Source organism: uncultured Salinicola sp. (assembly GCF_937921195.1).
GTDB lineage: Bacteria > Pseudomonadota > Gammaproteobacteria > Pseudomonadales > Halomonadaceae > Salinicola.
The window spans coordinates 1-25,223 of sequence record NZ_CALFQK010000124.1; the positions used below are offsets into that span (position 1 = coordinate 1).

Below are 25,223 nucleotides of genomic sequence, written 5' to 3' on the forward strand. Positions count from 1 at the left end.
TGGTCGCCTTCGCCTTCATTACCGAGACCGTCGGCACGCTGCTGCTGGCCTGCCACTGGGTGCCCGAGCAGGGGCTGGAGATGGGGCTGTGGCACAGCCTTTTCCACGCCGTCTCGGCGTTCAACAACGCCGGCTTCTCGACCTTTTCCGACAGTCTGATCAAGGAGGTCGGCGATCCGCTGGTCAATGCAACGGTGACGCTGATGTTCATCGTCGGCGGGCTGGGCTTCGTGGTGGTCAGCGATCTCTATCGCCATCGTCGCTGGTCGCGCCTGGCGATGCAGACCAAGGTCGTGCTGCTGGCCACGTTCTGGCTCAATGTGATCGCCACCGCGATCCTGCTCGGCCTGGAGTGGTCCAATCCCGGCACCCTGGGTGGCCTGGGGAGCGTTTTCGCCAAGCTGCAGGCGGCCTGGTTCCAGGCCGTCACCCCGCGTACGGCCGGCTTCAACACGCTGGAGACCGGCTCGCTGACCGACGCCTCGACGCTGCTGGTGATGGTGCTGATGTTCATCGGTGCCGGCTCGAGCTCCACCGCCAGCGGCATCAAGATCACCACCTTCGTGGTCCTGCTGCTGACGGCCCGCGCGTTCTACCGCAACACCGAACACCCCACGGTCTTCGGCCGCTCGATCCCCCAGGAGACCGTGATCAAGGCGATCACGGTAGCGCTGGCCGGGGTCCTGCTGGTGGTGATGGCGCTGTTCGGGCTCACCATCACCGACAGCGAACAGTCGTTTCTCGATCTGGCGTTCGAGACCGTATCCGCCTTCGGTACCGTGGGGTTGTCCCGGGGCATCACCAGCGATCTTTCGCTGCCGGGGCAGTTCCTGCTGGGCCTGACCATGCTGCTGGGCCGGGTGGGACCGCTCTCCGTCGGCTATTTCCTGGCGACACGGCAGGCAAGGGGCGTGCGCTACGCCAAAGGCGACATTCAGATTGGCTAACCCTGTTCACAGCGTGTGAGTCGCGAGCTGCCAGGCGACCAGCAGCATGGTCGCTCCGACCGCCGTGTCGATGCCCTGCCACCACCGCGGGTTGCGAAGCCGTGGCGACAGCCAGTGCGCCAGTCCGACCAGCCCGAAGAACCAGAACAGCGACGCCAGCGACGCTCCAACCACGAATCCGACGGGGCTGGACTGCTGGCCGCCGATGATGCCCAGCATCACCACCGTATCCAGATAGACGTGGGGGTTGAGCAGTGTCACCGCCAGCGTGGCCGCGATCACCGACCACGCACCTGCCGCGGGCAGTCCATTAGTGGACTCCCCCACTTCGAGGCTGCGGGGGCGCACCGCACGCCGGAACGCTACCGCGGCCTGCCACACGAGCCAACCGGTGCCACCCCAGCGCGCCAGCTGCAGGCCGGTAGCGCTCGAGGCGATCAGCGGCGCGAGGCCCGCCACGCCAGCGGCCACCAGCGTCAGATCACAAAAGGCGCAGATCCCGGCCACCAGCCAGCCATGTTCGCGACGCAGGCCCTGCCTCAGGACGAACGCATTCTGCGCCCCGATGGCCACGATCAGCGTGGCGCCGATCAACAAACCCTGAATGACTGACGTTCCCATAGTGAACTCTCATGGCGCTGCGCAAAGGCACGGGGATTCGCATCATGCGGCGACATCGACTATTAATAAAAATGAATTGGCTAATGAGGCATTAGAATATTTGATGCTGGATTACAAACTTCTCGAAGCCCTGTCCGCCATCGTCGATCAGGGCGGTTTCGATCGCGGCGCCCAGCAGCTCAACCTGACCCAGTCGGCGGTCTCCCAGCGCATCAAGTTGCTGGAAGCCCGACTGGGCCAGCCGGTGGTCGTCCGCACGCCGCGCCTGCTGCCGACCCCGCTGGGGCAGCGGCTTCTCAACCATGCCCAGCAGGTGCGTCTGCTGGAGCATGATCTGCTCGACCGGATCCCGGCCCTCGGCGAGGGGGCGCAACGGCTCAGGCTGGCGATCAACGCCGACAGCCTCGCGACCTGGTGGGCGCCGACCCTTGGCGACTTCTGCCACCGTCGCGGCGTGCTGCTGGATCTGGTGGTGGACGATCAGGAGGTGGCGCTACGCCGCATGCGCGATGGCGAAGTGGCCGGCTGCATCTGCGCCACCGCGAGGCCTGTCCAAGGCGCGCGCGCTCGCGCCCTCGGCACCATGCGGTACCGCGTGATGGCGAGTCCCGGATTCGCCGAGCGCCATTTTGCGGAGGGTGTCTCCCAGCAGGCGCTGGAACGGGCGCCGGCGATTCTCTACGGACCGGAAGATCGCCTGCATCAGCGCTATCTCGATCTGCACGGTTTCAAGGAGCCGTTTCCGCACCACCTCTGCCCGTCGTCGGAGGGCGTGCTGCACATGACGCTCGCCGGCATCGGCTACGCCATGATCCCCGAGTGCCAGGGAAGCGATGGGCTGTCGCGGGGGGAGCTGGTCGATCTCGATCCGCAGCGTCCGCTGGACGTGCCGCTCTACTGGCACTTCTGGCGCCACGGCGGCGAGCTTCTCGATGCTTTGACCGCGCATCTGCTATCCGCCGGCGACCACTGGCTGAGAGCGCCGGAAGCGACGCCGGCCACGTCGGCCTGACGGACAACGCCTCGCGCAGCAGGAACATTTTCCCTGCTGTAGAATGACTTACGGATTTCGATAGCTTGCGGATGGCAACCGAAGTTCTAAACTGAAACACCAGCCGGCGACGCTGCGATTTCGCGCACGGTCAGCTGGCCACCGTGACACAAGGAGTGAGTGACATGATGAAGATGACAGCGACGACACCGATCTGGATGGCCCTGACGGGACTGCTCACGGTGGGCACCCTCGCGGGCTGCGCCAGCGACAGCAGCTCGGTCGAAAAGGAAGCCACCCGTTACGTCGTGACCGGTCTGGGTGATGACAAGGACGAGGCGATGAGCAATGCCAAGGAGCGCGCTCTGGAGCAGTGCGAAGCGCAGAACTACGACGAATTCGTCATCGTCGAGCAGCAGACGATGGGGCCGGGGGAGGAGTCGGGCAAAGCCGCCAGCGCCGACCAGCAGCTCGAAGGCGCCACGGTCGACGAGGACACCGAACTCCAGGCCGCCACCCAGGAAGGCGATGGCTACAAGGTCACCTGGACGATTCGCTGCCGCTAACCCCCTGTCGCCGGCCGCCGCGGCCGGCGCATCTTTCCGGTCTCCACCGGAATGTCGATGGGGCCCAGGCCTAGCCGCGCAGGGCCTCGACGCTATCCACCTTCTCATCCATGCGTTGCTCGCGGTCCGTCCGCGTCCCCATCTTCAGCGTCGTGGTGATCCTCGGCGCCCCCATCGCGTGCACCCCTTCGTGGCACGCCTTGACGACGGCCATCACCTCGTCCCACGGCCCCTCGATATTGGTGCCGTAGGCATGCATTCGATGATGGAGGCCCGAGTCCTCGATGATTCGCTGACACGCCGCCACGTAGGGCGATACCGACACCCCGACTCCCAGCGGCACGACACATAGATCGACGATGACGTGCATAGTTTCGCTCCTCCGATCGGTTTTTCCATGGCGCTGAATTCCGTCGTTCGAATCGCGCCCGCGCCGGGCAGTGGATTCGACCGAGTCGATCCAGTGTATCGGCGAGCCGAACCCGCTGTAAAAAAACGGGATCGGGCCTGGACTATCATGGCAATAGCGCTAGGCTTATTGACGGCAAAGCCGTTAGCACGCAATGTAAATAAGGCTAATGCAATTACGGCTGGACTCTATCTGAAACGTCATCGAACACTTATTGTTTCGGATAGCGCATGGCCAACAGGGAACAGGGACCGTGGCGCACCACGCCCTCCCGCCGCCATAGCTTGATCCTTCGAACCGTTTCAAGCGAGTGGAAAATGACCGAAAAAACGCGTCAGCGCGGTCGAACCCGCAATTCAAAAGGTTATTTTTCGTCGTTCGAGCGGAACGATGCCGTCAGGCGGCCGGGGAGCACACTGCGCCCCTTGCTAGGAAACAACATGACCAGTAATACGCCTATCGCCCCCGTCGCGCTGCCCGACACCCGCGCCCGTCAGACGCTGGAGAAACTGCTCGAAGGCTCCGGTGTCACCCTCAACGGCAACCAGCCCTGGGATATTCGCGTTCACCACCCCGACCTCTTCTCGCGGGTCGTTCGCCAGGGTTCCATCGGCTTCGGCGAAGCCTACATGGATGGCTGGTGGGAGTGCGATCGCATCGACGAGATGATCCACCGCCTGCTACGCCACGGACTCGGCACGGTCGCGCACACCACCACCGAACGCATCGTCTACAAGCTTCAGTCCACCTTCATGAACCTGCAGAGCAAGGCTCGTGCCTATATCGTCGGCAAGGAGCACTACGACTTCGGCAACGACCTTTTCACCCGCATGCTGGACGAGACGCTCTGCTACTCCTGCGGCTACTGGAAGGAAGCGCGCACGCTGCACGAGGCCCAGGTCGCCAAGCTCGACCTCGCCTGCCGCAAGCTGGATCTCGAACCCGGCATGCGAGTGCTCGACATCGGTTGCGGCTGGGCCAGCTTCGCCGAGCATGCCGCCCGCCAGTACGGCGTCGAAGTCACCGGCATCACCATCTCCGAAGAGCAGGCAAAGCTGGGCCGTGAACGCTGCGCCGGGCTGCCGGTGGAGATACTGCTCGAGGATTATCGCGAGCTCAGCGGCGAATTCGACCGTATCGTGTCGATCGGCATGTTCGAACACGTCGGCCAGCGCAATTACGCCACCTACTTCGATACCGTCAAACGTCTGCTGAAGCCCGGTGGCCTGTTCGTGCTGCACACGATCGGCTCCAACACCAACGAGGTCAGCATCGACCCCTGGATCAACAAGTACATCTTCCCCAACGGCATCCTGCCCTCGATCCAGCAGGTTGCCGACGCCAGCGAAGGCAAGCTGATCATGGAGGACTGGCAGAACTTCGGTGCCGATTACGACACCACGCTGATGGCGTGGCAGGAGAACCTGCTCGCCCACTGGCACGAGATCGCCGACCACTACGGCGAGCGGGTCAAGCGGATGTTCCTCTACTATCTCGGCTCCTGCGCCGGCGCCTTCCGGGCGCGGGACCTCCAGCTGTGGCAGGTGGTCTACTCCAACGGTCGTGGCGGACGTTACGACTCGCCGCGTTGATACGGGCTACGGGCTGCCGCTTCGAACAGCAGCCTGTTTCCAAGGCGACAGATTTCAGCAGAATCGACTCACCACTGACTGAGTCCTTACCCTCCTTCTGCTCGTTATTGCGAGGGGCAGGCCCCTCGCACTCCCCTTTATCGACCAATAGCCGTTGTCATGGAACTCATTGATTACTCCACCGCCGCCGGGGTCACATGAATCCCGAACAGGCTGGCTTCGCCGCTACCCCGGCCGGCCTCCTCGGGAGCCACCGCCTGCCCTTCCCGTACGATGACGTGGCCGCCCTGCCCCTGCTGGCCGCCGATCACGCTGCCGACCAGGTAGGTGGGGAAGATGCTCGGGTCGTTCTCGTAGTTGGGGTTGTGGATCAGGCCGATCATCTGGAAACGCCCGCGGGTATTGCGCAGCGACTCCAGCGAATCCTGGATCAGGCGGCGGTGCGAGAGCTTGGAAAACAGGCCATCGAGCAGGATGACACTCTCGCGGCTGGCCCGGGCACGGCGCTTGTGGCTGCCAGGTAGCTCGCGCAGCTCGCGCTCGATGGCGAACTCGGAAAGCTTCACCAGCCACATCAGCGAGACCGCCTCGCGCTGGCCTTCCGACATGTCCTCGTTGAGCGAGAACAGCCGGCCGTGGGGGCGGATCGCATCGTGCTTGAGACGGATGGTGACGTCGCAGAACAGCCCGCGGTAGATGCGCCGGCGAATCTGGCGGGTCAGCTCGTCGTCGCGGCCGCCCTTGGCCTGCGGGCCATCGCCGGCCTGCTCGAGGCGCCGCCGCTGGACCGCGAGATGGGCGTCGATGTCCGCCAGCAACTGCTGGATCAGCTCCCGCACCGACTCGTCGGCGATCAGGTCGGCCTTGACCTCGAAGTAGGCGCCACCGCCGCTGGAGCGTTTTGCGGCACGCTTGAGAATTTCCAGATTGCCGGCCGCGTCGATGATGATCGAACTCAGGCGCTCGACCAGGGTGTCCTCGATCTGCTCCCGGGATGCGTGCAACCGGGCCACGCGCTGGCGATGCTCCTCCAGCTGCCCCCCCAGTTGGCGGTGCAGACCGCGCAGCGACTCCAGCGCCGCGTGGCTGACGCCCTCCAGCGTATCCAGCCGCGCGCGTTCGGTTTCGTTGAACAGCCGGCTGGCACTGGCCGACTCCAGCGACAGCGCCAGCGCTTTCTCCCGGGCCGCCACATCGCGGGCCTGCCGCTCCCGGTTGCGGGCACGCTCACCGAGGTTGAGCCCACCCAGCCCCTCCAGCAGGGTCTGCTGACAGGTCTCCAAGGCCTCGAGATCGAAAGCGGCGGCATCCGTCTCTTGGTCGGGATCATCCAGCGCCGTCGCCAGCCACTGGCGCCAGTCGTCCATGGCCGCGTCGAGCCGTGGCGCGTCGACACCCACCGCCGGCCAGCGGGCCGTGGCGTCCGCGGCGGCACGCTCCAGCCAGCCCTCGGGCAGTTGACGCAACACCTCCAGCCACGCCACCGCCAGCTGGTCCACCACCGTCAGCGCCTGCTGGTGGCGGGCCACGCGGGCTTCCACCGCGCCCTGCTCGCGACCATTGGCCTTGCGCCGCTCCCGCGCCTCCTTGAGCGACTGCTTGAGGCGGCCGATGTCGCGTTCCAGGGTGCGATTGCCCCCCTGATCGTCGCGGACATCCAGGAAGGCCCGGATCCGCGCGAAATCGAAGTCGGCTCGTCGACTGGCCTGGGCCAGTGCGGCCGCCAGTGCCGTTTCCCGAGCCTCGGCATCGCGCATGAAGCCCGGCCCCTCTTCGGCGACGAACGCCGCCAGCCGGCGCAGGCGCTCGCGCTCCCCGTCGGCGAACAGATGACGCAGCTGCTCGCGACACTCGTCGCGACGGGCGTTCAACTCTTCACTCTGCAGCGCGATCTCGGCGAACCGCTCCTCGTACTCGGTCAAGGTCTCGGTCAGCGCCGCCAGACTGGCGTCGATCTCCTCGAGACGCTCGACGCCACCGGCCGTGGCGAATCGCTCCGCCGCCAGCCAGAGCTCACCGTGGGTCTCCAGCTCCCTGGCGGCCTGCTCGCGCTGCGGACTCAGCGTCTCGATACGAGCCGCGGCAGCCTCGCTCTCCTCGACGGCCGCTTCCAGCGCGGGCTCGCCGCCCTCCTCGAGGAAGCGCTGGAAATCGTCGATCGATTTCATCGCCGCTTCGCTCAGGCGCGGCTCGAGCGCCTGCCGTTCGCTCTCGGCCCGCTCGCGCTGCTCCTCCAGCGCCGCCAGTTGCACTTCCACATCCTGGCTGACCGCTTCCTCGGCCTGCAGCGCCAGGCGGAAACGCTCGCCGTGGGGGTCGAGTCGCTGGACCTCGGCTTCCAGCGCCAGCCGGCGTTCACGGTCGACCGCGAGACGCTGCTGGGTCTCCTCCCGCAGCGCGGTCAGATAAGCGGGATCGAGCGCGGCCTTGACCGCCAGCGTCTCGACGCCCTGCACCGCCCCCAGCGGCAGCTCGCCACGTGCCAGCGTCGCCTGCAGGCGATCGGCCTCGAGCACCGGAACGCCGCAGCCGGCGTCCACCAGGCACTGCGACGCTTCGCGGGCGTTGTCTTCACCCTCGACCACCGGCGCGAACAGCTGGCCGGCGGCCTGGGCCAGCCATTCACGACGCTGGCCGTCTTCCGCCTCGATACCGGCCAGCACCTCGTGGAGGGGGCGAAAGGCGATCTCCCTGGCGTCGAGACACGCCCGGGCTTCGGCCTCGGAAGCGAGCCGGGCCAGCGGATCGCCGCTCAGGCTCTCGAGATACTGCTCACGCGCGTCGATGGCGGCCGCCAGCGTCTCCTGCTCTCGCAGCAGGCGGGGGTAGCGCGCCTTGGCATCCTTGAGCCAGGCCGAGGGCGCCTGTTCGCTGAACTCCCTGAAGTCGTGCAGCGCCTGCTGCAGGGTCCCGAGCTGCTGGCCCTGCTGGTCGAGTCGGTGCAGGCGATCCTGGGCTTCCCGTGACTGGCGATAGAGCGTGTCCCGCAGATGCACCGGCGAGGCCTCGCCGTGCCAGTGACGATAACGCTCGGCGGCGTCCCTGAGCGGCGTCAGCCGTTCGAGGCGCGCCTTGGCATCGCTCTGGGTCCGCCGACTCTCGGCCAGCGCCTGCTCGTGTTCTGCCAGCGCGTTCTTGCGCTCGCTCCAGAATCCCACCGCCGAGTGCTCGGGCCAGCGTTCGGCGAAGGTCTGCCAGGCCTGCCGGCCGGAGGCCAGCGGCGCCAGCTCCCCTTCCAGGCGCTGGCGCTGCTCGCGTCGCGTCTGCAGCGCTTCGCGGATCGTCTCGCGCTGGGTGTCCAGCGAACTAGCCTGAGCGTCCCACTCGCCAAGCTGCGCTTCCAGGCGCTCCCGCTGCGCTTCCTTGGTCGCCAGCAGCTCGTCGGGCGTGGTAGCGGGATGTTCGGCAGTGAACGCTTCGTACCACTGCGCCGGCTGCTTCAGCTCGCCCATCCGCCCCAGGTGGTCGGCATGGGCCTTGCGGGCCTCGGCCAGCCTGGCCTGTGCGCTGTCGCGGGTGGCTTCCGGCGCTTCCAGTTCGGCCTCGGTGAAGAGCCCCTCGGCCAGCGCCTGGGTGTAGACGCTCTGGTTGTCGATGAAATCGCGCTGGCGCGATTCCAGCTGCTCCCGCTCCTGCTCCAGCCGCTCCATCTCCTCATCGAGCTGTTCGGCATCGAGCCGCAGCGAACGGCGATACTCGCGGTCGGCGATCACCTCTTCGCGGAATCGGTTGCCATCCATCGACTCGAACGCCTCGGCGGCGTCGTCGAGCAGGCCCAGCGCACGGTAGCGAGAGGCGTCGTCATTGAAGGCGTGGCTGTCCGCCAGCCAGGCCCGGGCCTGGTCGAACGAGACATGACCGATGTCGCGGGCCGTGATCCAGGTCGCCTGCGGCAGGTGGATCAGGCGACGATGCGTATCGACGCGCGCACCGCGTTCGGAAAGCGCCAGCCGCACGTTGCGCTCGGCCTGGCGCGACAGCCTGGCCAGCAGCCAGGTGGAGACCCGCGGGCGTTCGGTATCGCCGGCCGCCCAGGCGAAGCCGACAGCGTTGTCGGCCGCTTCCTTGGCGGGTGCGGCCTGCTCGGCGCTGCCGCTGCCTCCCGGCAAGCCCGGCAGCGGCGCCAGCGCCTGGCCGCCCAGCAGTCGCTCGGCCTCGAGCAGTGAGGCATCGAGTTCGGTCAACTGGCGACGCGCCTCGAGCAGCCCCTCGCCCTCTTCGTTCAGGGTGGCCAGCCGCTCGACCTTGTCGTCGGCACGCTGCTGGTCGCTTTCGGCTTCCGCCAGCCGATGGCGCAGTTCGGTGATCCGGGTGCCGGAGTTGAGGATCACGTCCTCGATCAGCTCCTCCTCCTCGTCGGTCTCGCCGCGAGTCGCCCCGGACAGAATCTGCGGCGCCAGCACTTCGTAGAAGAAGGCCTGATCGGCCTTCTCGCCGGCGCGCGGCTTGATCGCGTTGAAGATCTGGCTCTTGTCGGCGCCGCCCTCCTTCTGGAACGCCGCCATCTGCGCCAGTTCACGGCGCGAGATATGCGCCCCCACCGCTTCCAGCCACTCCTCGCGGTTGTGGGCCCGGGTCACCCCCTGCGCACGCATCGTGCTCTGGAAGTCGGCATTGGCGTAGAGCGCCAGCTTGCCGTCACGGGTAATGTGATGCACCGGTACGTCGGCCAGCTTGCCCGGATAGTGGTAGAACACCAGCCCGCTGCCGTCGCTGTAGCCGTACATGCCGAACACGAAGGTCTCGCCGGCGACTTCCTCGCCGGCGACGGCCAGCATGTCGTCCTGCTGGCTGGCGCTGTCCTGGGCACGAAACTCGACGCGCAGGTGCGTCCAGCTGCGGCCCTCGCCGTTGACCTTCGACGGCGAGCACTTGCGCCGGGTGCGGGTCAGGAGCTGGCGATCGCGGGAGAGCATGCCGATCAGGGCCTCGGCCATGGTGGTCTTGCCGAAGCCGTTCTCCATGCTGACCGCGCTCGACTGCCCGCGCAGGTCGAGCAGCAGGTGACGCATCTTGGCTTCCCAGGGCGAGGCGATGTCACCGTGCTTGTTGAGCAGGTTGGCGATCTCGATACGGTTGATGACACTCACCGGCGATTCTCCTCGGCGTTCTCGGTCGTCGATCCATCCGTGTCGTCCGACGGCTCGTCGAACATGTCGGCGGCGCGCGTCTCGGCCTCTTCGGCGCTATCGGCGTCGGCATCTCGAGATCCGACGTCCGTGATCCGATCCGGCGCCTCGTCAGCGGCGTCCTCGCCGGCGCCGTCGAAGGGCCGGTCCGAGGGCTCGGTGGAGGTCAGTTCGATCAGGTGGGTCAGATGGTTGACCCCGATCTGCTCGGCTTCCAGTGCCCCCAGCAGGGTCTGCTGCCAGACATCCTCGTCGGCAGCTTCGCGGACGGCCTCGAGGTGGCCGGCACGCACCAGCAGATCGATGAACGCCTTGACCCGACGGGGGATGTCCTCGCCGCGCTCGTCGAGCAGCACCCGACTGTTCTCCGGTGCCCGATCGCCGAGACCGCGCAGCGTCTCCAGTTGATCGCGCACCAGTTCGACCAGTTCGCGGGTGACGAACGTGGCCTCCTGATAGCGGCTGACGTCGGAGAGTGCGCGGTTCAGCCGGGTGTAGATCAGGGTATGCAGCAACAGCCACAGCTGCAGATACCACAGCGCCAGCTCGGCCCGGCTCTCCTGGCGCAGCTTGAGCGCCTCGAATACCGCTTCGCGGGTATAGAGCGGCGGCTGCTCGAGCTCGGGATCCGGCAGCAGCGCGAAGAACCGCGATCCCGGTGCGATGCCCGGATAGTCGCCGGACTCGAACGCCTTGAGCCGCAGCCCCTGGCCGGCGAGAAAGTCCCGCAACGCCTCGCGCTCGTTCTCCTGGGCGTCGTCGATCAGGGCACAGACGTCGCGCTCGGAGAGCTGGCCCTCGCGCGCGGCGCGACGCTTGCGGCCGCCGCTGGGAACCCGTTCCGCGGTGCGGTAGCGCAACAGATAGGCAACGACCTCGCCCATTTCCATCATGTTCATAAATCAGACCTTCTGTTCTTTCGATGCCGTCGGTCGCAGACGCAGCGAGGGCGTCACCGCGCCCTCGATGCGGCGTCCGTCGGGCAGCGCGATCGCGAATGGGGTGTCGTCGATACCGACGCTCAGATGGTCATCGAGCAGTTGGGTGTCGACGAAGGTGTTGAGCAGTTGCGGCAGGCAGTCCAGGATTTCGGCGTGGGCCGGGTCCGAATCCGCCTCGAAGTGGTGCCAGCCCTCGCTGAGGGCTTCCGGCAGCGACAGCGGCGACTGCCGCAGGCGCTGGCGCAGGGCCGGGCCACGCGCCTTGAGATAGCGCGCCAGCAGCGGATCGGCGCTGGGCTTGTCACTGGCCTCGTCGAATACCAGCGCCGCCCCGCTGCGCTCGGCGCGGCGGGTTTCCACCAGCGGCAGCAGCGTCTCCACGCGGGGCATCGCCACCTGCGTGCCGAGCGGCATCATTCGCGCCACCACCGCATCCTGCAGACGCTCGGGGGGCGGAGAGAGCAGCAGCTGGTGGGCCAGCCCGGCGAAGTCGATCACCCCCATCGACTGGATCCGCCCCTCGGCGATATCCGACAGCAGCTCGGACAGTCGCCGCGAGAGGTTCTCGATGGCGTTCAACACCCGCCCGATGGTGGCGGAGAGCATGCGCAGGTCCCACTCCTCCTCCTGCCGCTCGGCCCAGGCATCGAAATGCGCGATCAGGGTCGGCGTCGAGAGCTGCGACCGCGCGCTGAGCAGCGTGCTCTGGATGGTGCTCAGCGCATTGTGGTAGTGGCGCTCGTTGTCCAGCAGCGCGGCCAGCTTGCCCTCGTGGGTCGGATTCTCGCGGACCCGCCGCAGCTCCTGGGTCAGCGCGCGAATCGCCATCAGGATCTGCTGGGTGATGTCGGGGACCCGGGCGTAGTCCCCGCGGGAGAGCGCGGCAATGACCTTGGCGGCGTCATACTCCGAATAGAGCAGGTCCTCGACCTGGCTGGCCAGGGTGACCGCCTGGCGGCCGCTCGGGGTGAGGCGCACCTGGCCGGTCTGGCCCTGCTTCTCGATCAGCGCCGTGCGCTTGGTGCTGCGGCCGCTGCGCGTTCCCGGCGGGGTTTCGCCCTCACCGGCCCCGCTGTCGGCGGTATCCGCCTGCCACTCCCGATAGTGAATCTCGCTGGGGGTCGCCAGCAGATTGATGACGAAGCACAGGTCGTCCGCGGGCAGCTCGGGATAGTCCCCTCGCAGATGGGCCAGGCAGCGACGCTGGGTGACGAAGGCGCTGTTGGTGGCGAAGTCCACTTCGAGCAGGTAGTCCAGCAGCAGGCAGCCCAGGTCGAGCCAGTAGCCGTCGCGAAGGCCGCGACGCTGCTCCTGGGAGACCTGGACGAAGGGCGAGCCCGGTTCGTGGGCGCTGTCGTGTAGATCCAGCAGCCGCGTCGTCGCGACCAGCAGCTTGTTCCAGGCGGTCATGTCGACTCCAGACGGGGAACAACGAGAGAAAGCGCAGCATTATGCCAAGGATGGCCTGCCGGGTCATGGCGATCCGCGTAACGAACCCGCCATTGACTGCTATGGTGAGAAGTCCCTTCATCCACGATTCACCGGGAGTTCTCGCATGGAATACCGTCACCTCGGCCGTACCGGCCTCAAGGTCTCTCCGCTCTGTCTCGGCACCATGACCTACGGCACGCCTCAGTGGCGCGACTGGGTGCTGGACGATGCCGGGAGCCGCCCTTTCATCCAGCAGGCGCTGGATGCCGGCATCAACTTCTTCGATACCGCGGACATGTACTCCGACGGCGAGTCGGAGCGCGTCGTCGGCAAGGCGCTGAAGGATTTCGCGCGGCGGGAGGAGGTGGTGCTGGCGACCAAGGTCTACAACCCCACCGGCAACAAGTCCCCCAACGAGCGCGGCTTGTCGCGCAAGCATATTCATCACGCCATCGATGCCTCGCTGGAACGGCTGGGCATGGACTACGTCGACCTCTACCAGACCCACCGCTGGGATTACGACACGCCCATCGAGGAGACCATGGAGGCGCTCCACGAGGTGGTCAAGGCGGGCAAGGCGCGCTATATCGGCGCCTCCAGCATGCACGCCTGGCAGTTCGCCAAGGCGCAGCACGTCGCCGAGCGCAACGGCTGGACGAAGTTCGCCACCATGCAGCCGATGGTCAACCTGATCTACCGCGAGGAGGAGCGCGAGATGATTCCCCAGTGCCTGGACCAGGGCGTGGGCGTGATTCCGTGGAGCCCGCTGGCCCGCGGCATTCTCGCCGGCAGCAAGCCGGTGGGCAGCGAAGGCAGTACCACGCGCGCCAGGAGCGACGAGCAGATGCGCAACTGGAAGCTGGGGCTCGAGCGTGACACACCGGTCATCGAGGCACTGCAAGGTCTCGCCGGGTCACGCAACGTCTCCCCCGCCCAGATCGCGCTGGCCTGGCTGCTGCAGAAACCCGGCATCACCGCTCCCATCATCGGCGCCAGCAAGCCGCACCATCTGGATCAGGCGCTGGGTGCGCTGGAGATCACGCTGACGGCGGAGGAAGTCGAGGGCCTGGAAGCGCCCTACGTGCCGCACGAGGTCGTCGGGTTCGCCTGACCGCCGGCCACCACATTCCGCGCCATGACGAGGCCGCATGGCGCTTGCCATTCATGCAGGGAGACCGAGCCATGCCGACCCTCGCCGAACAGCACTGCAGCGCCTGCCACGGAGAGGCAGCGCGCCTGACGCCGGAGCAGATCGACCAGCTGCTTCCGGCCCTGCCCAAGTGGCAGATCGTGGAACGCGGTGGCATCATGCAGTTGCAGCGAAGCTTCACGTTCCGCAATTTCGCGCAGGCCCTGGACTTCACCAACCGCGTGGGCGAACTCGCCGAGTCGCAAGGCCATCACCCGGCGATCACCACCGAATGGGGCAAGGCCACCGTGACCTGGTGGACCCACAAGATCCGCGGCCTGCATCGCAACGATTTCATCATGGCCGCCAGAACCGACGAGGTAGTGCACGCTAATGTTTGAGAAGATCGAGCGCGTCCCGGGAGATGCCATCCTCGGGCTGATCGAAGCGTACAATCAGGATGCCAATCCGCAGAAGGTCGATCTCGGCGTCGGCGTCTATCGGGATCCCGACGGCAATACGCCGATCATGCGCGCCGTGAAACAGGCCGAGGCACGTCTGCTGGAGAGCGAGAAGACCAAGAGCTACATCGGCTCTCACGGCGATCCGCGCTACGGCAAGGCGGTGCTGCCACTGGTACTGGGTCCGGATTCGCCGGTCCTGGCCGCCAACCGGGCCAGCGCCACCCAGTCACCCGGCGGCACCGGCGCCCTGCGCCTGGCGGCGGATTTCATCCGCACCCAGTTGCCGGGCAAGAGCGTGTGGCTCTCCAACCCGACCTGGCCGAACCACATCGGTATCTTCGAGGGCGCCGAGATCCCGATCCAGCGCTACCCCTACGTCGACGAGCGCAATCGTCTCGACTTCGACGGCATGCTGGCTGCACTCAAGCAGATCCCTCAGGGCGATGTGGTGCTGCTGCACGCCTGCTGCCACAACCCGTCCGGTTTCGACCTCAACCAGGCGCAGTGGCGCCAGGTTCTGGACGTGGTCCAGGAGCGCGGGCTGCTGCCGCTGGTCGACTTCGCCTACCAGGGCTTCGGTGACGGCCTGGACATCGACGCCTTCGGCGTCCGCCTGCTGGCCGAGAATCTCGAGGAGATGCTGATCACCAGCTCCTGCTCGAAGAACTTCGGCCTCTACCGCGAGCGTACCGGCTGCCTGATCGTGATCGCCAAGACCGCCGAGCAGATGGAGAACGTGCGTTCCCAGATGGCGATCGTGGCGCGCGAGAACTACTCGACCCCGCCCTCCCATGGCGCGGCGATCGTGGTCGACATTCTCGAGTCCGAGGAGCTGACCCAGCTCTGGAAAAGCGAGCTGACCGAGATGTGCGACCGCATCAACACGCTGCGTCGCGACCTGGTCGATTCGCTCAAGCCCTACGGCCTCGACCAGCGCTTTGCCCACGTGGCCGAGCAACGCGGCATGTTCTCCTACACCGGGCTCTCCACCGAGCAGGTCAAGCGGCTGCGCGACGAGTACAGCATCTACATGGTCGGCTCCGGTCGCGCCAACGTCGCCGGATTCACCAGCGAGAACCTGCCCTACGTGGCCAAGGCGATCGCCGCCGTTGTCGACTGACCCCGGCCTCGCACCCGCGACTCGACAAAAAAATCCCGGCTCAGGCCGGGATTTTTTTCGGGAATGGAGAACGCCACGGCATGGCGGTCTCACTCGGCTAACGTATCGGCGCCCATCGCCTGCTCGAAGCGCTCCCGTGTCACGCCGCCGGCTTCCGGATCGTTGAGCTGCTGGAACAGGTTCCGCTGCTCGGCGCTGACTGCCTCGTCCTCGTCGATCACGCCATCACCGTCCACATCCAGTTGATCGAAGCTCAAGGCGTTGGGGCGCTGGTCGACCGGAGTCTGGGCGCCGCCAGCGGTGAAACCGGCGTTCTCCCGACCGACGCCGCCGGATTTCTCGATCGACTCATGGTCGACCTGGGAGGCGTTGGCGGGCGCCTGCGGCGCTTCATCCTCCGACGCGACATTCGGCGCCGAATCCTGCGTCGCCGCGCCATCCTGGGCCCAGACCGGCAACGCCAGCATGGCTGCCAGTACGCATGCACCCAGTCCCAACCCCGGGCGCAGATCGGGACTCTTTCGCTTCGCCATCATCCGTGTACGCATCGCTGATCCTCTTGAAACGGTAACGCTTTGACCCGCGAGCGCGACAAAAATTCGACGACCGTGAACGCCTGCGTTTCACGACGCCTGCCGGGACGGCGCCCATCGCACTCGCCGGCCGGCTTCACTCGTCCCAATCCGGGGCGAACGACGGATTGGCCTGCCGGTCCCCGCGATCGAGATCGTCGATCCGGGCGATCTCGTCGTCGCTGAGCCGGAGCTTCATCGCCTCGAGGTTGGATTTCTGGTTGGCCGGATTGGTGGAGGACGGAATCACGATGATGTCGCGTGCCGCGATCCAGGCCAGGGCGACCTGCGCCGGAGAGGCATCGTGGGCGTCGGCGATACGCTGGAGCACCGGGTCCTTCATCACCTTGCCCACCGCCAGCGGCATGTAGGCCGTGACATCGAGCCCCTTGGCCTGACAGTGCTCGACCAGCTTGCGGTTGGCGAGGAACGGGTGCACCTCGATCTGGTTGGTGACGATGTTCTCGCCGCCCGGCAGGCCGAGGGCCTGGTCGATCTGCGCAATGGTGAAGTTGGAAACGCCGATATGCCGGGTGAAACCGCGAGCTCGAGCGGCATCGAGCGCGGCAAGGGTATCCGCCATCGGCACCTCGTCGCCGGGCGAAGGCCAGTGGATCAGGATCAGATCGAGCCGGTCGAGGCCGAAGTTCTCGAGGCTCTGCTCGATGGCTCCGGTCAGCGCCTTCGGCTCCAGCTTGTCCCACCAGATCTTGGTGGTCACGAACAGCTCGTCGCGCGGAACGCCGCTCTGGCGGATCGCCTTGCCCACCGCGGCCTCGTTTTCATACATCTGGGCGCTGTCGAGATGGCGATAGCCGAGTTCGAGGGCGGAGGTCACCGAGTCGATCACCGCCTGCTCCTTGAGTCGATAGGTTCCCAGACCGGGTTGCGGCAGTATATGACGTGCCATGATGCTGTCTCCTTGGTAGGAAAGATCGGATGAAATCGAAGGCCGGCTAGAACGACACTGTGGGTGAAAACGACATCTTCAAGCCTCGCTCCCAGCCCATGCTAGACTGAACGCTGATTTTCCGCCCGGATCGAGGCATGCCCAATACCCAGCCGCGCTCTTCCGACCGCCCGCCCGAGGGCCGGCATCTGGTACTCGTCGGCAACGGCGACTCCCATCTCCACGTTGCAGCCCATGCAGAGCGCCTCGTGCGACGCGGTGCTCGAGTGACGCTGGTCACCCGGCAGGACTTCGCATTCTCGGATTGGCTCGGCGGCATGCTGGGCGGCGAATGGCAGCGCGACGACGTTCGTCTCCCTGCGGACCGCATCGCCGTTCACGGCGGTGTCCATGTCCGCGCCGGCGTGGCGCAGGTCGATCGACACCAGCGCCGAATCACGCTCACCGACGGGCGCGAACTCGATTACGACTGGCTATCGCTCGACCTGCCGCCCGTCGTGGATGAACACGCCATCCCCGGTTTCTATACCGCGCAGGGCGTTTTCACCGCTTCCGCCGACGATCTGTGGCAACTGCGCCAACGGCTGGAGAGCCAGCTCGCAGGCGCTGCGGCCAGACTGCCGCGCGTCGCGCTCCTCGCCGGCGGGCCGAGTGGCGTCGAACTGGCCGCCAACCTGCTGGCACTGGGCGAGCGCTACGGACGTCGGCTGCCGGTGACGCTGATCGCCAATGACCGGAAGCTGCTCCCCGGCGCCTGCCAGCGTGCCAATCGCTGGCTGACCCAGCGCCTGCATCGTCGCGGACTGCAGTTGGAGCTGGTCGCGACGGCAACCCGCTACCATCAGGGCCAGTTGATCCTGGACGACGGCAGCGTGGTCGACGCCGATCTACTCGTCGTGACCGATCACCTGAAACCCTCGCCCACGCTCGAGATGTTCGGCCTGACCCGGGACGAGAACGACGCCATCGATGTCGACGCGAAACTGCGTAGCCGGCAAGACCCGAACCTGTTTCTGGCCAGGGAGAAGCCCGCCGGCCGCGGCGAGGGACTGACCACACGCGAGCGCACCGCGCTGCTGCTGGCGTCGCTGGAAGAGGCGGTCGGAGGGGAGTCCCGGACCCTGCCGCGCCATGGCCAGGGCGAGCGCTGGAAGGCGCTCAACCTGGGTGATCTCCGCGACATCGCCTGGCGCGGCCCGCTCTGGTGCCGCGGTCGCTGGGTTCGGCGCTGGAAGCATCGCCGCGACCGCCGCGAGGTGGCGCACTACCTGGGCGACCGCTGAACCCTGCCGCGGCCGTCCGGACGCTTCCCCGCCAACCGACGTCCCAGGACGCAAGATCCCGGCACCATGGCCGGGATCCCGTCTCTGGAGGTCGTCACCGGACGCCCTCCCTGCCCGAAACGTCCTACTGACGGATACCCTCGAGCACGATATAGAGTTCGACGCTGTGCATCGGCTCCGGGAACTGGCTCATGTCGATATCGAAATCGGCCAGATCCAGGGTCGTGGAAGCTTCGAAGCCCTGCCGATAGCCGCCCCACGGATCGTCGCCGCCGCCAATGTGATCGACCTCGAACGTGACCGGCTTGGTCACGCCATGGATGGTGAGGTCGCCGGTCATTTCGGCCTCCTCGCCATCATCGTCGACGTCGAAGCTGGTGGACTTGAACGTGGCCTGGGGGAACTCGCCCGCGTTGAGGAAGTCGCCGCTCAGGATATGCTTGTTGCGCTCGGCGTGATTGGTTTCCAGGCTGTCGACGTCGACGGTCACGTTGACGCTGGAGTCGTCCGGCGACTCGGGATCGTAGCTGAACCCGCCGTCGAACGACTTGAAGTTGCCCAGAATGTACGAGTAGCCGAGGTGGCTGATCTTGAACTGGATGAAGGCATGCTGGCCTTCGGTGTCGATCTTGTAGTCGGCTGCCTGGGCCTGGGCCAGCGGCATGGCCGACGCGGCGGCGATCAGCGTGGCGAGTGCGGTCTTCTTCAACATCGTCTTGCTCCTCGAAGCGATTGAATTCATGTTGCCGAGCGATTCGGCCAGGGCGTTCGGCACGGGGCCGGCCGCCCTGGCCGGAAAAGCGTGATCAGCGCTGCCTGCCCGCACGGGGCGTCAGCATCCGGACCAGCGTATCCTGGCGATCCAGCCAGTGGTGCTTGCAGGCCGCCAGACCGTGGCCGACGGCCAGAACCACCAGCGCCCAGGCCGCGTACCAGTGCACGTCGCCCGCCAGCACGGCCTGATCCGGCAAACCCGACACCAGCGCCGGCATGGTGAACCAGCCGAACACGCTGATGCCGTCGCCTTCCGCCGTGGAAATCAGGTAGCCGGAGATCATCACGACGAACATCAGCGCGTAGATCAGGCCATGGCCGATGTGCGCCGCACGTCGTTCCAGCCGCGTGCCATGGGCGACCGGCGTCGGCTGCAGCACTCTCCAGATCACCCTCAGTACACTCACCAGCAGTACCAGGATGCCTATCGACTTGTGCCACCACGGTGCCAGGTGGTACCAGTGATCGTAGTACCCCAGGCCGGTCATCCACCAGCCCAGGGCGAACAGACCGAAAATCGCCAGCGCGCTCGCCCAGTGAATGGTGATGCTGACCCAGCCCCAACCCGATCGCGTATTAGCCCACACGGCGTATCTCCCATTCGTCTCGATTCAGCATACTGCCTCACGATCAGGAAGCTAGAGCGGGATCCGTAAAACGATTGGTGACGAGCGGGAAACAATGGCGTTGCAGCGTCTACCGGTAGGATTTAGGAAGTGCGACAACGTCGAAACCTGCCCTAGACAGCGCGGGCGTTCGGGAGGAAGGAGAAAAGCTCCGACGAGAATGCCGGAGCTTATCGAAACTGCCGACGGAGCGGCTAGAGCAATTTCAGCCCGCGTGCGACATCGGCCTTGAGATCGTCTAGCGTCTCCAGCCCGACGGCGATGCGAATCAGACCGTCCCGGATGCCGGCGGAAGCGCGCTGCTCGTCGCTGAGACGGCCATGGGTGGTGGTGCCGGGATGGGTGATGGTGGTCTTGACGTCCCCCAGGTTGCCGGTGATCGACATCAGGCGAGTGTTGTCGATCACCGTCCACGCCGCCTCCTGGCCGCCCTTCACCTCGAGCCCCATCACCGCCCCGAAGCCCCGCTGCTGCTGCCTGGCCAGCGCATGCTGCGGGTGGCTTCCGAGGCCGCTGTAGTGGACACGTTCGATGGCCGGCTGCGACTCCAGCCACTCCGCGAATGCCAGCGCGTTGCGGCTGTGGGCCTCCATCCGCAGGCTGAGCGTCTCCAGCCCCTTGAGGAAGATCCAGGCGTTGAACGGGCTCATGCACGGGCCGCAGGTGCGAACGACGCCGTAGAGTTGCTCGAGCTCCTGGTCCCGCCCCACGACCGCCCCGCCGATCGCCCGGCCCTGACCGTCGAGATACTTGGTCGCCGAGTGGATGACCAGGTCCGCCCCCAGCTCCAGCGGCCGCTGGAGCGCCGGGGTGAGGAAGCAGTTGTCGATCGCAAGCCAGGCGCCGTGGCGGTGGGCCAGTTCGGCCAGCGCCGCGATGTCGACCAGCTCGTTGAGCGGGTTCGACGGCGTCTCCGCGAAAAGCAGTCTGGTCCGGGGCGTGATCGCCGCTTCCCACTGCGCCAGATCGTTGAGTTCGACATACCGCGGCACCACGCCGAACTTGGCGAGATACTTGTCGAACAGGGCGATGGTCGAGCCGAACACCGAGCGCGACACGATGACTTCGTCGCCCGCTTCCAGCAGCGCCAGCACGGTGGAGAGGATCGCGGCCATGCCGGAGCTGGTGGCGACGCAGCGCTCGCCGCCCTCGAGCGCCGCCAGACGCCGTTCGAAGGTGCGTACCGTGGGGTTGGTGAAGCGGGAGTAGACGTTACCCGGTTCCTCGCCCTTGAACTTGCGCGCCGCCTCCGCAGCGCTGCCGTAGACGAAGCTGGAAGTCGGGAAGATCGGCTCGCCGTGCTCCTGCTCGTGGGTGCGCTCGTGCCCCGCGCGGATCGCCAGCGTCTCCAGGCCGAACGTCTCCAACCCCGGCGTGAGGTCGTCGTCAAAACTCATCCTGCAGCTCCTGAAAGCAGGACCCGATGAGCGGATCATCGGGTCGGAAGGTTCAATCGTCTTCGATATCGTTGTGCAGGTCGACCACGGCGTTGAGGCTCTCGCGCTGCTTGGCGGCATCGTTGCGCGAAGCCTCCAGCGCCGCGAAATAGGCCTCGTCGACATCGCCGGTCACGTAGCTGCCGTCGAAGACGGAACAGTCGAAATCGTCCAGTGCCGGATTGACTTCACGACAGGCGGCCTTGAGATCCTCCAGATCCTGATAGATCAGCTTGTCGGCGCCAATCAGTTCGCTCACCTCGGCATCGGTACGACCGTGGGCGACCAGTTCGGTGGCCACCGGCATGTCGATGCCGTAGACGTTGGGATAGCGCACCGCCGGCGCGGCGGAAGCGAAGTAGACCTTGTTGGCACCGGCGTCCCGCGCCATCTGGATGATCTGCTTGCAGGTCGTACCACGCACGATGGAGTCGTCCACCAGCAGCACGTTCTTGCCTTCGAACTCGCTGGCGATGGCGTTGAGCTTCTGGCGGACCGACTTCTTGCGCTGGGTCTGGCCCGGCATGATGAAGGTCCGCCCGATGTAGCGGTTCTTCATGAAACCTTCACGGAAGGTCACCCCGATGTGCTGGGCCAACTCCAGCGCCGTGGTCCGGGAGGTATCCGGAATCGGGATCACCACGTCGATATCGTGGTCCGGCCATTCCCGCTGGATGCGGTCGCCCAGCTTGCGCCCCATCTGCATCCGGGTGCCGTAGACGTAGGCACCGTCGAGCATGGAGTCGGGACGCGCCAGGTAGACGTGCTCGAAGATGCACGGTGTCAGCCGCGGCTTGTCGGCACACTGCTGCGTGTGGATGTTCTTGTCCATGTCGACGAAGATCGCTTCGCCCGGTGCCAGGTCGCGCACCAGTTCGAAGCCGGCGACGTCGAGCGCCACCGACTCGGAGGCGATCATCACCTCCTGGCCCTCGGCGGTCTGGCGCGTGCCGTAGACCACCGGCCGGATGCCATGGGGGTCGCGGAACGCCACCAGACCGAAGCCGTTGATGATCGCGACCGCCGCGTAACCGCCACTGCAACGACGATGGACGCGGCGCAGCGCGTCGAAGATGTCTTCCGGGGTGAGGTACAGCCCCTGCTTGCCCAATTCGTGGGCAAACACGTTGAGCAGCACCTCGGAGTCGGAGCTGGTGTTGATGTGACGCAGGTCGGAGGAGAACAGCTCCTGCTTGAGCTGTTCCGAGTTGGTCAGGTTACCGTTGTGGGCCAGGGTGATGCCGTAGGGCGAATTGACGTAGAACGGCTGGGACTCGGCCTCGCTCGCGGAGCCCGCGGTCGGGTAGCGCACATGGCCGATCCCCAGGTGGCCCTGCAGACGCTTCATGTGGCGCGTATGAAACACGTCGCGCACCAGCCCGTTGTTCTTGCGCAGCAGAAAGCGACCCTCATCCCAGGTCATCATGCCGGCGGCGTCCTGTCCGCGGTGCTGCAAAACCGTCAATGCGTCATAGATCAACTGATTGACCGCTTCATTGGCCATGAGGCCTACGATACCGCACATGCCGCCTTACCTCGCTTGGTCGCACCCTTCCGGGAAACAGTGCACGAATGTCTGCGCGGGCGAGTCGCCAGCTCGAAACCCTCGACACGACCCCTGAGTTGCGGTCCTGCGCTCCGGGCATCTGGCACTTCATGCCGCTCGTCTATTCGTTCATCGCTTCCTTCAGGGCGCCGGTTTTTCGGTCGGACCGGGGATCGGAATGGTCACACCCCGGCCGTTCTGACTGGATGAAGAATTGTCGCTTCGCGGCAGCGTCATCGGCAGTTGCCGCATGGCATCCTCCGCAGCCGTCGTATCGACGTCCCAGCCCTGCAGCTGGACCACCGCCCACTCGCGCAGGGATTCGAATGACGGCCTCAGCTGCGCCTGCTGCCACGCCTGCAGCTGCGCCAGCGGCGTCAGCCCGATGACGACGGTGACGATCACCAGGATCGCCGCTCCCCGGGCCAGGCCGAAGGCCGCGCCGGCCAGGCGATTGAAGAAGCCCATGCCGACCCACTCGACCGCCGCATTGAGCAGCCGGATGATGAAGCCGCAGATCATCACCACCACGAAGATGATCAGCACGAAACCCAGTACCAGTCGTGCGTCGGGGTGGGAGATATAGGGGGCCAGCAGATCGGCGATCGGTTGGGCGAATATCCGCGCCGCCAGCAACGCCACGATCCAGGCCCCGAGTCCCAGCGCCTCTCGCACCAGGCCACGCATGAAACCTGCCAGCATCGATATCGTCAACACCAGCAGGAAGGCATAGTCGAGCCAGGTCAGTGTCATCAGCTACCCGGCTTGCGAATCAGCAGCCCCTGGATATTGGCGGCCTGCTTGAGCTCGGAGCGCGCCTTCTCGCCAGCGTCCGACGACGAGAACGGCCCCACGTAGACCGTGGTCAGGTTGTTGTCCCGGGGCTGGGAGTATGCCGCGAAACCCTGCTCCTTGAGCTTGGCAGCCAACCGTGTGGCGTTGTCTGACTGGCCGAAGCTGCCGACCTGGACCACCCAGCCACCATCGCTGCTCGCGGGAGTACGCTCGGACGTCGAAGCCTGCTGCGGAGAAGACGACTGGCTGGCGGCGGGCTTGGCCGGTTCAGGTTCAGGCTCCGGTTCCGGCTCGGGCTGGCGGGACGCCGGTTGCGGCTGTTCGGACTGCGCGATATCGGCGATCGGATCATCACCGTCATTGGCGGACGATCCGCCGCCGGCAGCGCCGTTCTGGCCAAACGAGTCGTCGCCGCCGGCACCCAGCTGGCTGCGCGTATCCGGCTCCGGCACGGGAGCGCCATCCGTACCGCCACTGCCGGCGCTGGTGCCACCGTTGGTGGCGACCGACTTGGGCGGCTGCGGTGACTCGATGATGCGCTGACGTGTCTCGCCCCCCTCGATCGGCTGTTCGATCACCATGACCGGCCCCGGCTCCTGCTGGCGCGGTTCGGGATCGTCGAACAGCATCGGCAGAAAAATGGCCCCCAGCGCGACGAGAATGACCGCGCCACTGATACGTTCACGCCATCCATACTTCATAGGACCTGGACCTCCTTAGACATGCTTCGACAGCCGCTCGATCATGCTGTGATCGAATTCACTACGCGTCGTCATTCATCCGGAGCTGGAGCGCCTCGAGCGCGCCGGCCACGGTCAGAAACGAACCGCATACTAACACTTCTTCATCCGGCGCAAGACGTGGCGCCAGCCAGTCGACGGCCGCCGCCGGCGACGATGCCGCCGACAATGTCTTCCCGCCCAGCGCGGCGACGACCGTGGCAAGCTCCTCACCCGTGCGGCCACGGGGGCCCGACAAGCCCACCGGCAGCCACACGTCGACCACCGGCGCCAGCGCCTCGATCAGCGCCTCGGCTTCCTTGTCCCTGAGCACGCCGAGCAGTCCGATACGGCGTGCCGGTCGCAGACGCCGGGCCAGCCGCGATCCCACGTAACGGGCCGCATGCGGGTTGTGCGCCACGTCGAAGCACCAGTTCCCCAGCCACTGCAGCCTGCCCGCCAACGCCACGGTCGACATCGCCAGGCGAGATTCGGCCTCTCGTGGCGGCACACCGCAGAGGCTCAGGGCCTGCAGGGCGACGGCGGCATTGTCCAGCGGCAACCCCGGGTCGGGCAAGCTATCGAGACGATAGCGACCCTCCGCTTCCGGCCGCCCCTGCCAGGACCATTCACCATTGCCCGCTTCGGCGTGATCGAAATCGCGGCCAAGCCAGTAGGCGGCGACGCCAAGCGACTCGGCGCGACGTGAGACGCTGGCCGGCAACTGCCGGCTGCCGAACACCGCCGGCCGCCCCTCGCGCAGGATACCGGCCTTCTCGAAGCCGATACCCTCGAGATCGGTGCCGAGAAAATCCGCGTGATCCCGGGCGATGGTGGTGATGATCGCCACGTCGCTGTCGATCACGTTGACCGCATCCAGACGGCCGCCCAGCCCCACCTCGAGAATGGCCAGTTGGGGGCGGGCGTCGGCGATCGCCGCCAGTGCCGCCAGGGTGCCCGCTTCGAAGTAGGTCAGGCTAACCGGGTCGCCGGCCAGGCGCGCCGCCTCGACGCGCTCGAACCCGTCGACCAGCAGTTCGTCCCCTGCCGCGATACCGTCGAAGCAGAGCCGTTCGTTGTAGCGCAGGAGATGAGGCGAGGTGTAACTGGCCGTCGTCAACCCGTGGGCTCGGGCCAGCCGCTCCAGCATCGCCACCGTGGAGCCCTGGCCGTTGGTGCCGGCAACGGTCACCACACGGTGCGCGATCGGGCCCTGGGTGAG

General features: G+C 66.3%; 22 protein-coding genes. 8 read left to right on the forward strand and 14 right to left on the reverse strand.

Translation table 11 applies throughout. From position 1 onward, the window contains the following. Positions 1-947, forward strand: a 947-nt coding sequence (locus Q0602_RS13635; protein WP_298844273.1) for a TrkH family potassium uptake protein, incomplete at its 5' end; no start/stop codon positions are given. 6 nt (positions 948-953) lie between these two features. Here Q0602_RS13635 and Q0602_RS13640 read toward each other — a convergent pair. Next, a complete protein-coding gene (locus Q0602_RS13640; protein WP_295038127.1) occupies positions 954-1,568 on the reverse strand; it encodes a LysE/ArgO family amino acid transporter in 615 nt (204 codons plus the stop codon). 103 nt (positions 1,569-1,671) lie between these two features. Between Q0602_RS13640 and Q0602_RS13645 the strand changes: the two genes are divergently transcribed. Continuing rightward, complete coding sequence (locus Q0602_RS13645) at positions 1,672-2,580, forward strand: LysR family transcriptional regulator ArgP (protein WP_295038129.1); 909 nt, start codon at positions 1,672-1,674, stop codon at positions 2,578-2,580. 164 nt (positions 2,581-2,744) lie between these two features. Then, positions 2,745-3,125: a hypothetical protein gene (locus Q0602_RS13650; RefSeq protein ID WP_298844277.1), complete on the forward strand. Its 381-nt coding sequence runs from the start codon at positions 2,745-2,747 to the stop codon at positions 3,123-3,125. Positions 3,126-3,195: 70 nt separating this feature from the next. Here Q0602_RS13650 and Q0602_RS13655 read toward each other — a convergent pair whose 3' ends face one another. Further along, complete coding sequence (locus Q0602_RS13655; RefSeq protein WP_298844280.1) at positions 3,196-3,495, reverse strand: MTH1187 family thiamine-binding protein; 300 nt, start codon at positions 3,493-3,495, stop codon at positions 3,196-3,198. A 479-nt stretch (positions 3,496-3,974) separates the two neighbouring features. On the opposite strand from Q0602_RS13655, the gene cfa reads away from it, so the two are divergent. Next, positions 3,975-5,126 (forward strand): cyclopropane fatty acyl phospholipid synthase, encoded by a 1,152-nt coding sequence (cfa, locus tag Q0602_RS13660; protein ID WP_149436350.1) that lies wholly within the window; start codon positions 3,975-3,977, stop codon positions 5,124-5,126. A 173-nt stretch (positions 5,127-5,299) separates the two neighbouring features. On the opposite strand, the gene Q0602_RS13665 is transcribed toward cfa, so the two are convergent. The 3 genes from Q0602_RS13665 to Q0602_RS13675 are packed head-to-tail and all read right to left on the reverse strand — an operon-like array spanning position 5,300 to position 12,606. Beyond that, positions 5,300-10,216, reverse strand: coding sequence for a hypothetical protein (locus Q0602_RS13665; protein WP_298844287.1), 4,917 nt, complete (start codon positions 10,214-10,216; stop codon positions 5,300-5,302). After that, positions 10,213-11,154, reverse strand: coding sequence for a hypothetical protein (locus tag Q0602_RS13670; protein ID WP_298844290.1), 942 nt, complete (start codon positions 11,152-11,154; stop codon positions 10,213-10,215). The genes Q0602_RS13665 and Q0602_RS13670 overlap by 4 nt, the downstream gene beginning before the upstream one ends. Before the next feature lie 3 nt (positions 11,155-11,157). Continuing rightward, positions 11,158-12,606, reverse strand: a complete 1,449-nt coding sequence (locus Q0602_RS13675) for a hypothetical protein (RefSeq protein WP_298844293.1) — start codon at positions 12,604-12,606, stop codon at positions 11,158-11,160. Positions 12,607-12,751: 145 nt separating this feature from the next. Here Q0602_RS13675 and Q0602_RS13680 point away from each other — a divergent pair, with 145 nt between their 5' ends. The 3 genes from Q0602_RS13680 to Q0602_RS13690 all read left to right on the forward strand — a co-directional run bounded on the left by Q0602_RS13680 (position 12,752) and on the right by Q0602_RS13690 (position 15,340). After that, positions 12,752-13,738, forward strand: coding sequence for an aldo/keto reductase (locus tag Q0602_RS13680; protein ID WP_298844296.1), 987 nt, complete (start codon positions 12,752-12,754; stop codon positions 13,736-13,738). Positions 13,739-13,809: 71 nt separating this feature from the next. After that, on the forward strand, positions 13,810-14,157 hold the full coding sequence (locus Q0602_RS13685) for a 4a-hydroxytetrahydrobiopterin dehydratase (protein WP_295040720.1): 348 nt from the start codon (positions 13,810-13,812) through the stop codon (positions 14,155-14,157). Beyond that, positions 14,150-15,340 carry an amino acid aminotransferase gene (locus tag Q0602_RS13690; protein ID WP_298844300.1) on the forward strand — a complete coding sequence of 397 codons (1,191 nt, stop codon included), beginning with the start codon at positions 14,150-14,152 and terminating at the stop codon, positions 15,338-15,340. Before Q0602_RS13685 ends, Q0602_RS13690 begins: the two co-directional genes overlap by 8 nt. An 89-nt stretch (positions 15,341-15,429) precedes the next feature. Here Q0602_RS13690 and Q0602_RS13695 read toward each other — a convergent pair whose 3' ends face one another. Both Q0602_RS13695 and dkgB read right to left on the reverse strand, forming a co-directional pair. Further along, positions 15,430-15,888: a hypothetical protein gene (locus Q0602_RS13695; RefSeq protein WP_298844304.1), complete on the reverse strand. Its 459-nt coding sequence runs from the start codon at positions 15,886-15,888 to the stop codon at positions 15,430-15,432. A 121-nt stretch (positions 15,889-16,009) separates the two neighbouring features. Continuing rightward, on the reverse strand, positions 16,010-16,822 hold the full coding sequence (dkgB, locus tag Q0602_RS13700; protein ID WP_298844307.1) for a 2,5-didehydrogluconate reductase DkgB: 813 nt from the start codon (positions 16,820-16,822) through the stop codon (positions 16,010-16,012). Positions 16,823-16,959: 137 nt separating this feature from the next. Between dkgB and Q0602_RS13705 the strand changes: the two genes are divergently transcribed. Then, positions 16,960-18,105, forward strand: coding sequence for an FAD-dependent oxidoreductase (locus tag Q0602_RS13705; RefSeq protein ID WP_298844310.1), 1,146 nt, complete (start codon positions 16,960-16,962; stop codon positions 18,103-18,105). Between the two features lie 124 nt (positions 18,106-18,229). Here the strand turns inward: Q0602_RS13705 and Q0602_RS13710 are convergent, their stop codons facing one another. The 7 genes from Q0602_RS13710 to Q0602_RS13740 form a co-directional block, all read right to left on the reverse strand. Continuing rightward, entirely contained in the window at positions 18,230-18,817 is a 588-nt protein-coding gene (locus tag Q0602_RS13710) for a YceI family protein (protein WP_295040711.1), read from the reverse strand. Between the two features lie 94 nt (positions 18,818-18,911). Beyond that, a complete protein-coding gene (locus tag Q0602_RS13715) occupies positions 18,912-19,466 on the reverse strand; it encodes a cytochrome b (protein WP_298844313.1) in 555 nt (184 codons plus the stop codon). A gap of 233 nt (positions 19,467-19,699) precedes the next feature. Further along, positions 19,700-20,902, reverse strand: coding sequence for an O-succinylhomoserine sulfhydrylase (locus Q0602_RS13720; protein ID WP_298844316.1), 1,203 nt, complete (start codon positions 20,900-20,902; stop codon positions 19,700-19,702). A gap of 52 nt (positions 20,903-20,954) precedes the next feature. Then, entirely contained in the window at positions 20,955-22,466 is a 1,512-nt protein-coding gene (gene purF, locus Q0602_RS13725; protein ID WP_295040963.1) for an amidophosphoribosyltransferase, read from the reverse strand. Between the two features lie 162 nt (positions 22,467-22,628). Then, entirely contained in the window at positions 22,629-23,240 is a 612-nt protein-coding gene (locus Q0602_RS13730) for a CvpA family protein (RefSeq protein ID WP_298844320.1), read from the reverse strand. Next, the gene (locus tag Q0602_RS13735; RefSeq protein ID WP_298844324.1) at positions 23,240-23,983 is read right to left on the reverse strand and encodes an SPOR domain-containing protein; all 744 of its coding nucleotides are present in this window, start codon (positions 23,981-23,983) and stop codon (positions 23,240-23,242) included. The genes Q0602_RS13730 and Q0602_RS13735 overlap by 1 nt, the downstream gene beginning before the upstream one ends. Before the next feature lie 61 nt (positions 23,984-24,044). Beyond that, on the reverse strand, positions 24,045-25,223 hold a 1,179-nt coding region (locus tag Q0602_RS13740), incomplete at its 5' end, for a Mur ligase family protein (protein WP_298844327.1).

Bases quoted from the DNA above. Each gene is read 5' to 3' on its own strand.
- Q0602_RS13640 (WP_295038127.1), bottom strand. From the start codon at position 1,568: ATGGGAACGTCAGTCATTCAGGGTTTGTTGATCGGCGCCACGCTGATC.
- Q0602_RS13645 (WP_295038129.1), top strand. From the start codon at position 1,672: ATGCTGGATTACAAACTTCTCGAAGCCCTGTCCGCCATCGTCGATCAG.
- Q0602_RS13650 (WP_298844277.1), top strand. From the start codon at position 2,745: ATGATGAAGATGACAGCGACGACACCGATCTGGATGGCCCTGACGGGA.
- Q0602_RS13655 (WP_298844280.1), bottom strand. From the start codon at position 3,495: ATGCACGTCATCGTCGATCTATGTGTCGTGCCGCTGGGAGTCGGGGTG.
- cfa (WP_149436350.1), top strand. From the start codon at position 3,975: ATGACCAGTAATACGCCTATCGCCCCCGTCGCGCTGCCCGACACCCGC.
- Q0602_RS13670 (WP_298844290.1), bottom strand. From the start codon at position 11,154: ATGAACATGATGGAAATGGGCGAGGTCGTTGCCTATCTGTTGCGCTAC.
- Q0602_RS13675 (WP_298844293.1), bottom strand. From the start codon at position 12,606: ATGACCGCCTGGAACAAGCTGCTGGTCGCGACGACGCGGCTGCTGGAT.
- Q0602_RS13680 (WP_298844296.1), top strand. From the start codon at position 12,752: ATGGAATACCGTCACCTCGGCCGTACCGGCCTCAAGGTCTCTCCGCTC.
- Q0602_RS13685 (WP_295040720.1), top strand. From the start codon at position 13,810: ATGCCGACCCTCGCCGAACAGCACTGCAGCGCCTGCCACGGAGAGGCA.
- Q0602_RS13690 (WP_298844300.1), top strand. From the start codon at position 14,150: ATGTTTGAGAAGATCGAGCGCGTCCCGGGAGATGCCATCCTCGGGCTG.
- Q0602_RS13695 (WP_298844304.1), bottom strand. From the start codon at position 15,888: ATGCGTACACGGATGATGGCGAAGCGAAAGAGTCCCGATCTGCGCCCG.
- dkgB (WP_298844307.1), bottom strand. From the start codon at position 16,822: ATGGCACGTCATATACTGCCGCAACCCGGTCTGGGAACCTATCGACTC.
- Q0602_RS13705 (WP_298844310.1), top strand. From the start codon at position 16,960: ATGCCCAATACCCAGCCGCGCTCTTCCGACCGCCCGCCCGAGGGCCGG.
- Q0602_RS13710 (WP_295040711.1), bottom strand. From the start codon at position 18,817: ATGTTGAAGAAGACCGCACTCGCCACGCTGATCGCCGCCGCGTCGGCC.
- Q0602_RS13720 (WP_298844316.1), bottom strand. From the start codon at position 20,902: ATGAGTTTTGACGACGACCTCACGCCGGGGTTGGAGACGTTCGGCCTG.
- purF (WP_295040963.1), bottom strand. From the start codon at position 22,466: ATGTGCGGTATCGTAGGCCTCATGGCCAATGAAGCGGTCAATCAGTTG.
- Q0602_RS13730 (WP_298844320.1), bottom strand. From the start codon at position 23,240: ATGACACTGACCTGGCTCGACTATGCCTTCCTGCTGGTGTTGACGATA.
- Q0602_RS13735 (WP_298844324.1), bottom strand. From the start codon at position 23,983: ATGAAGTATGGATGGCGTGAACGTATCAGTGGCGCGGTCATTCTCGTC.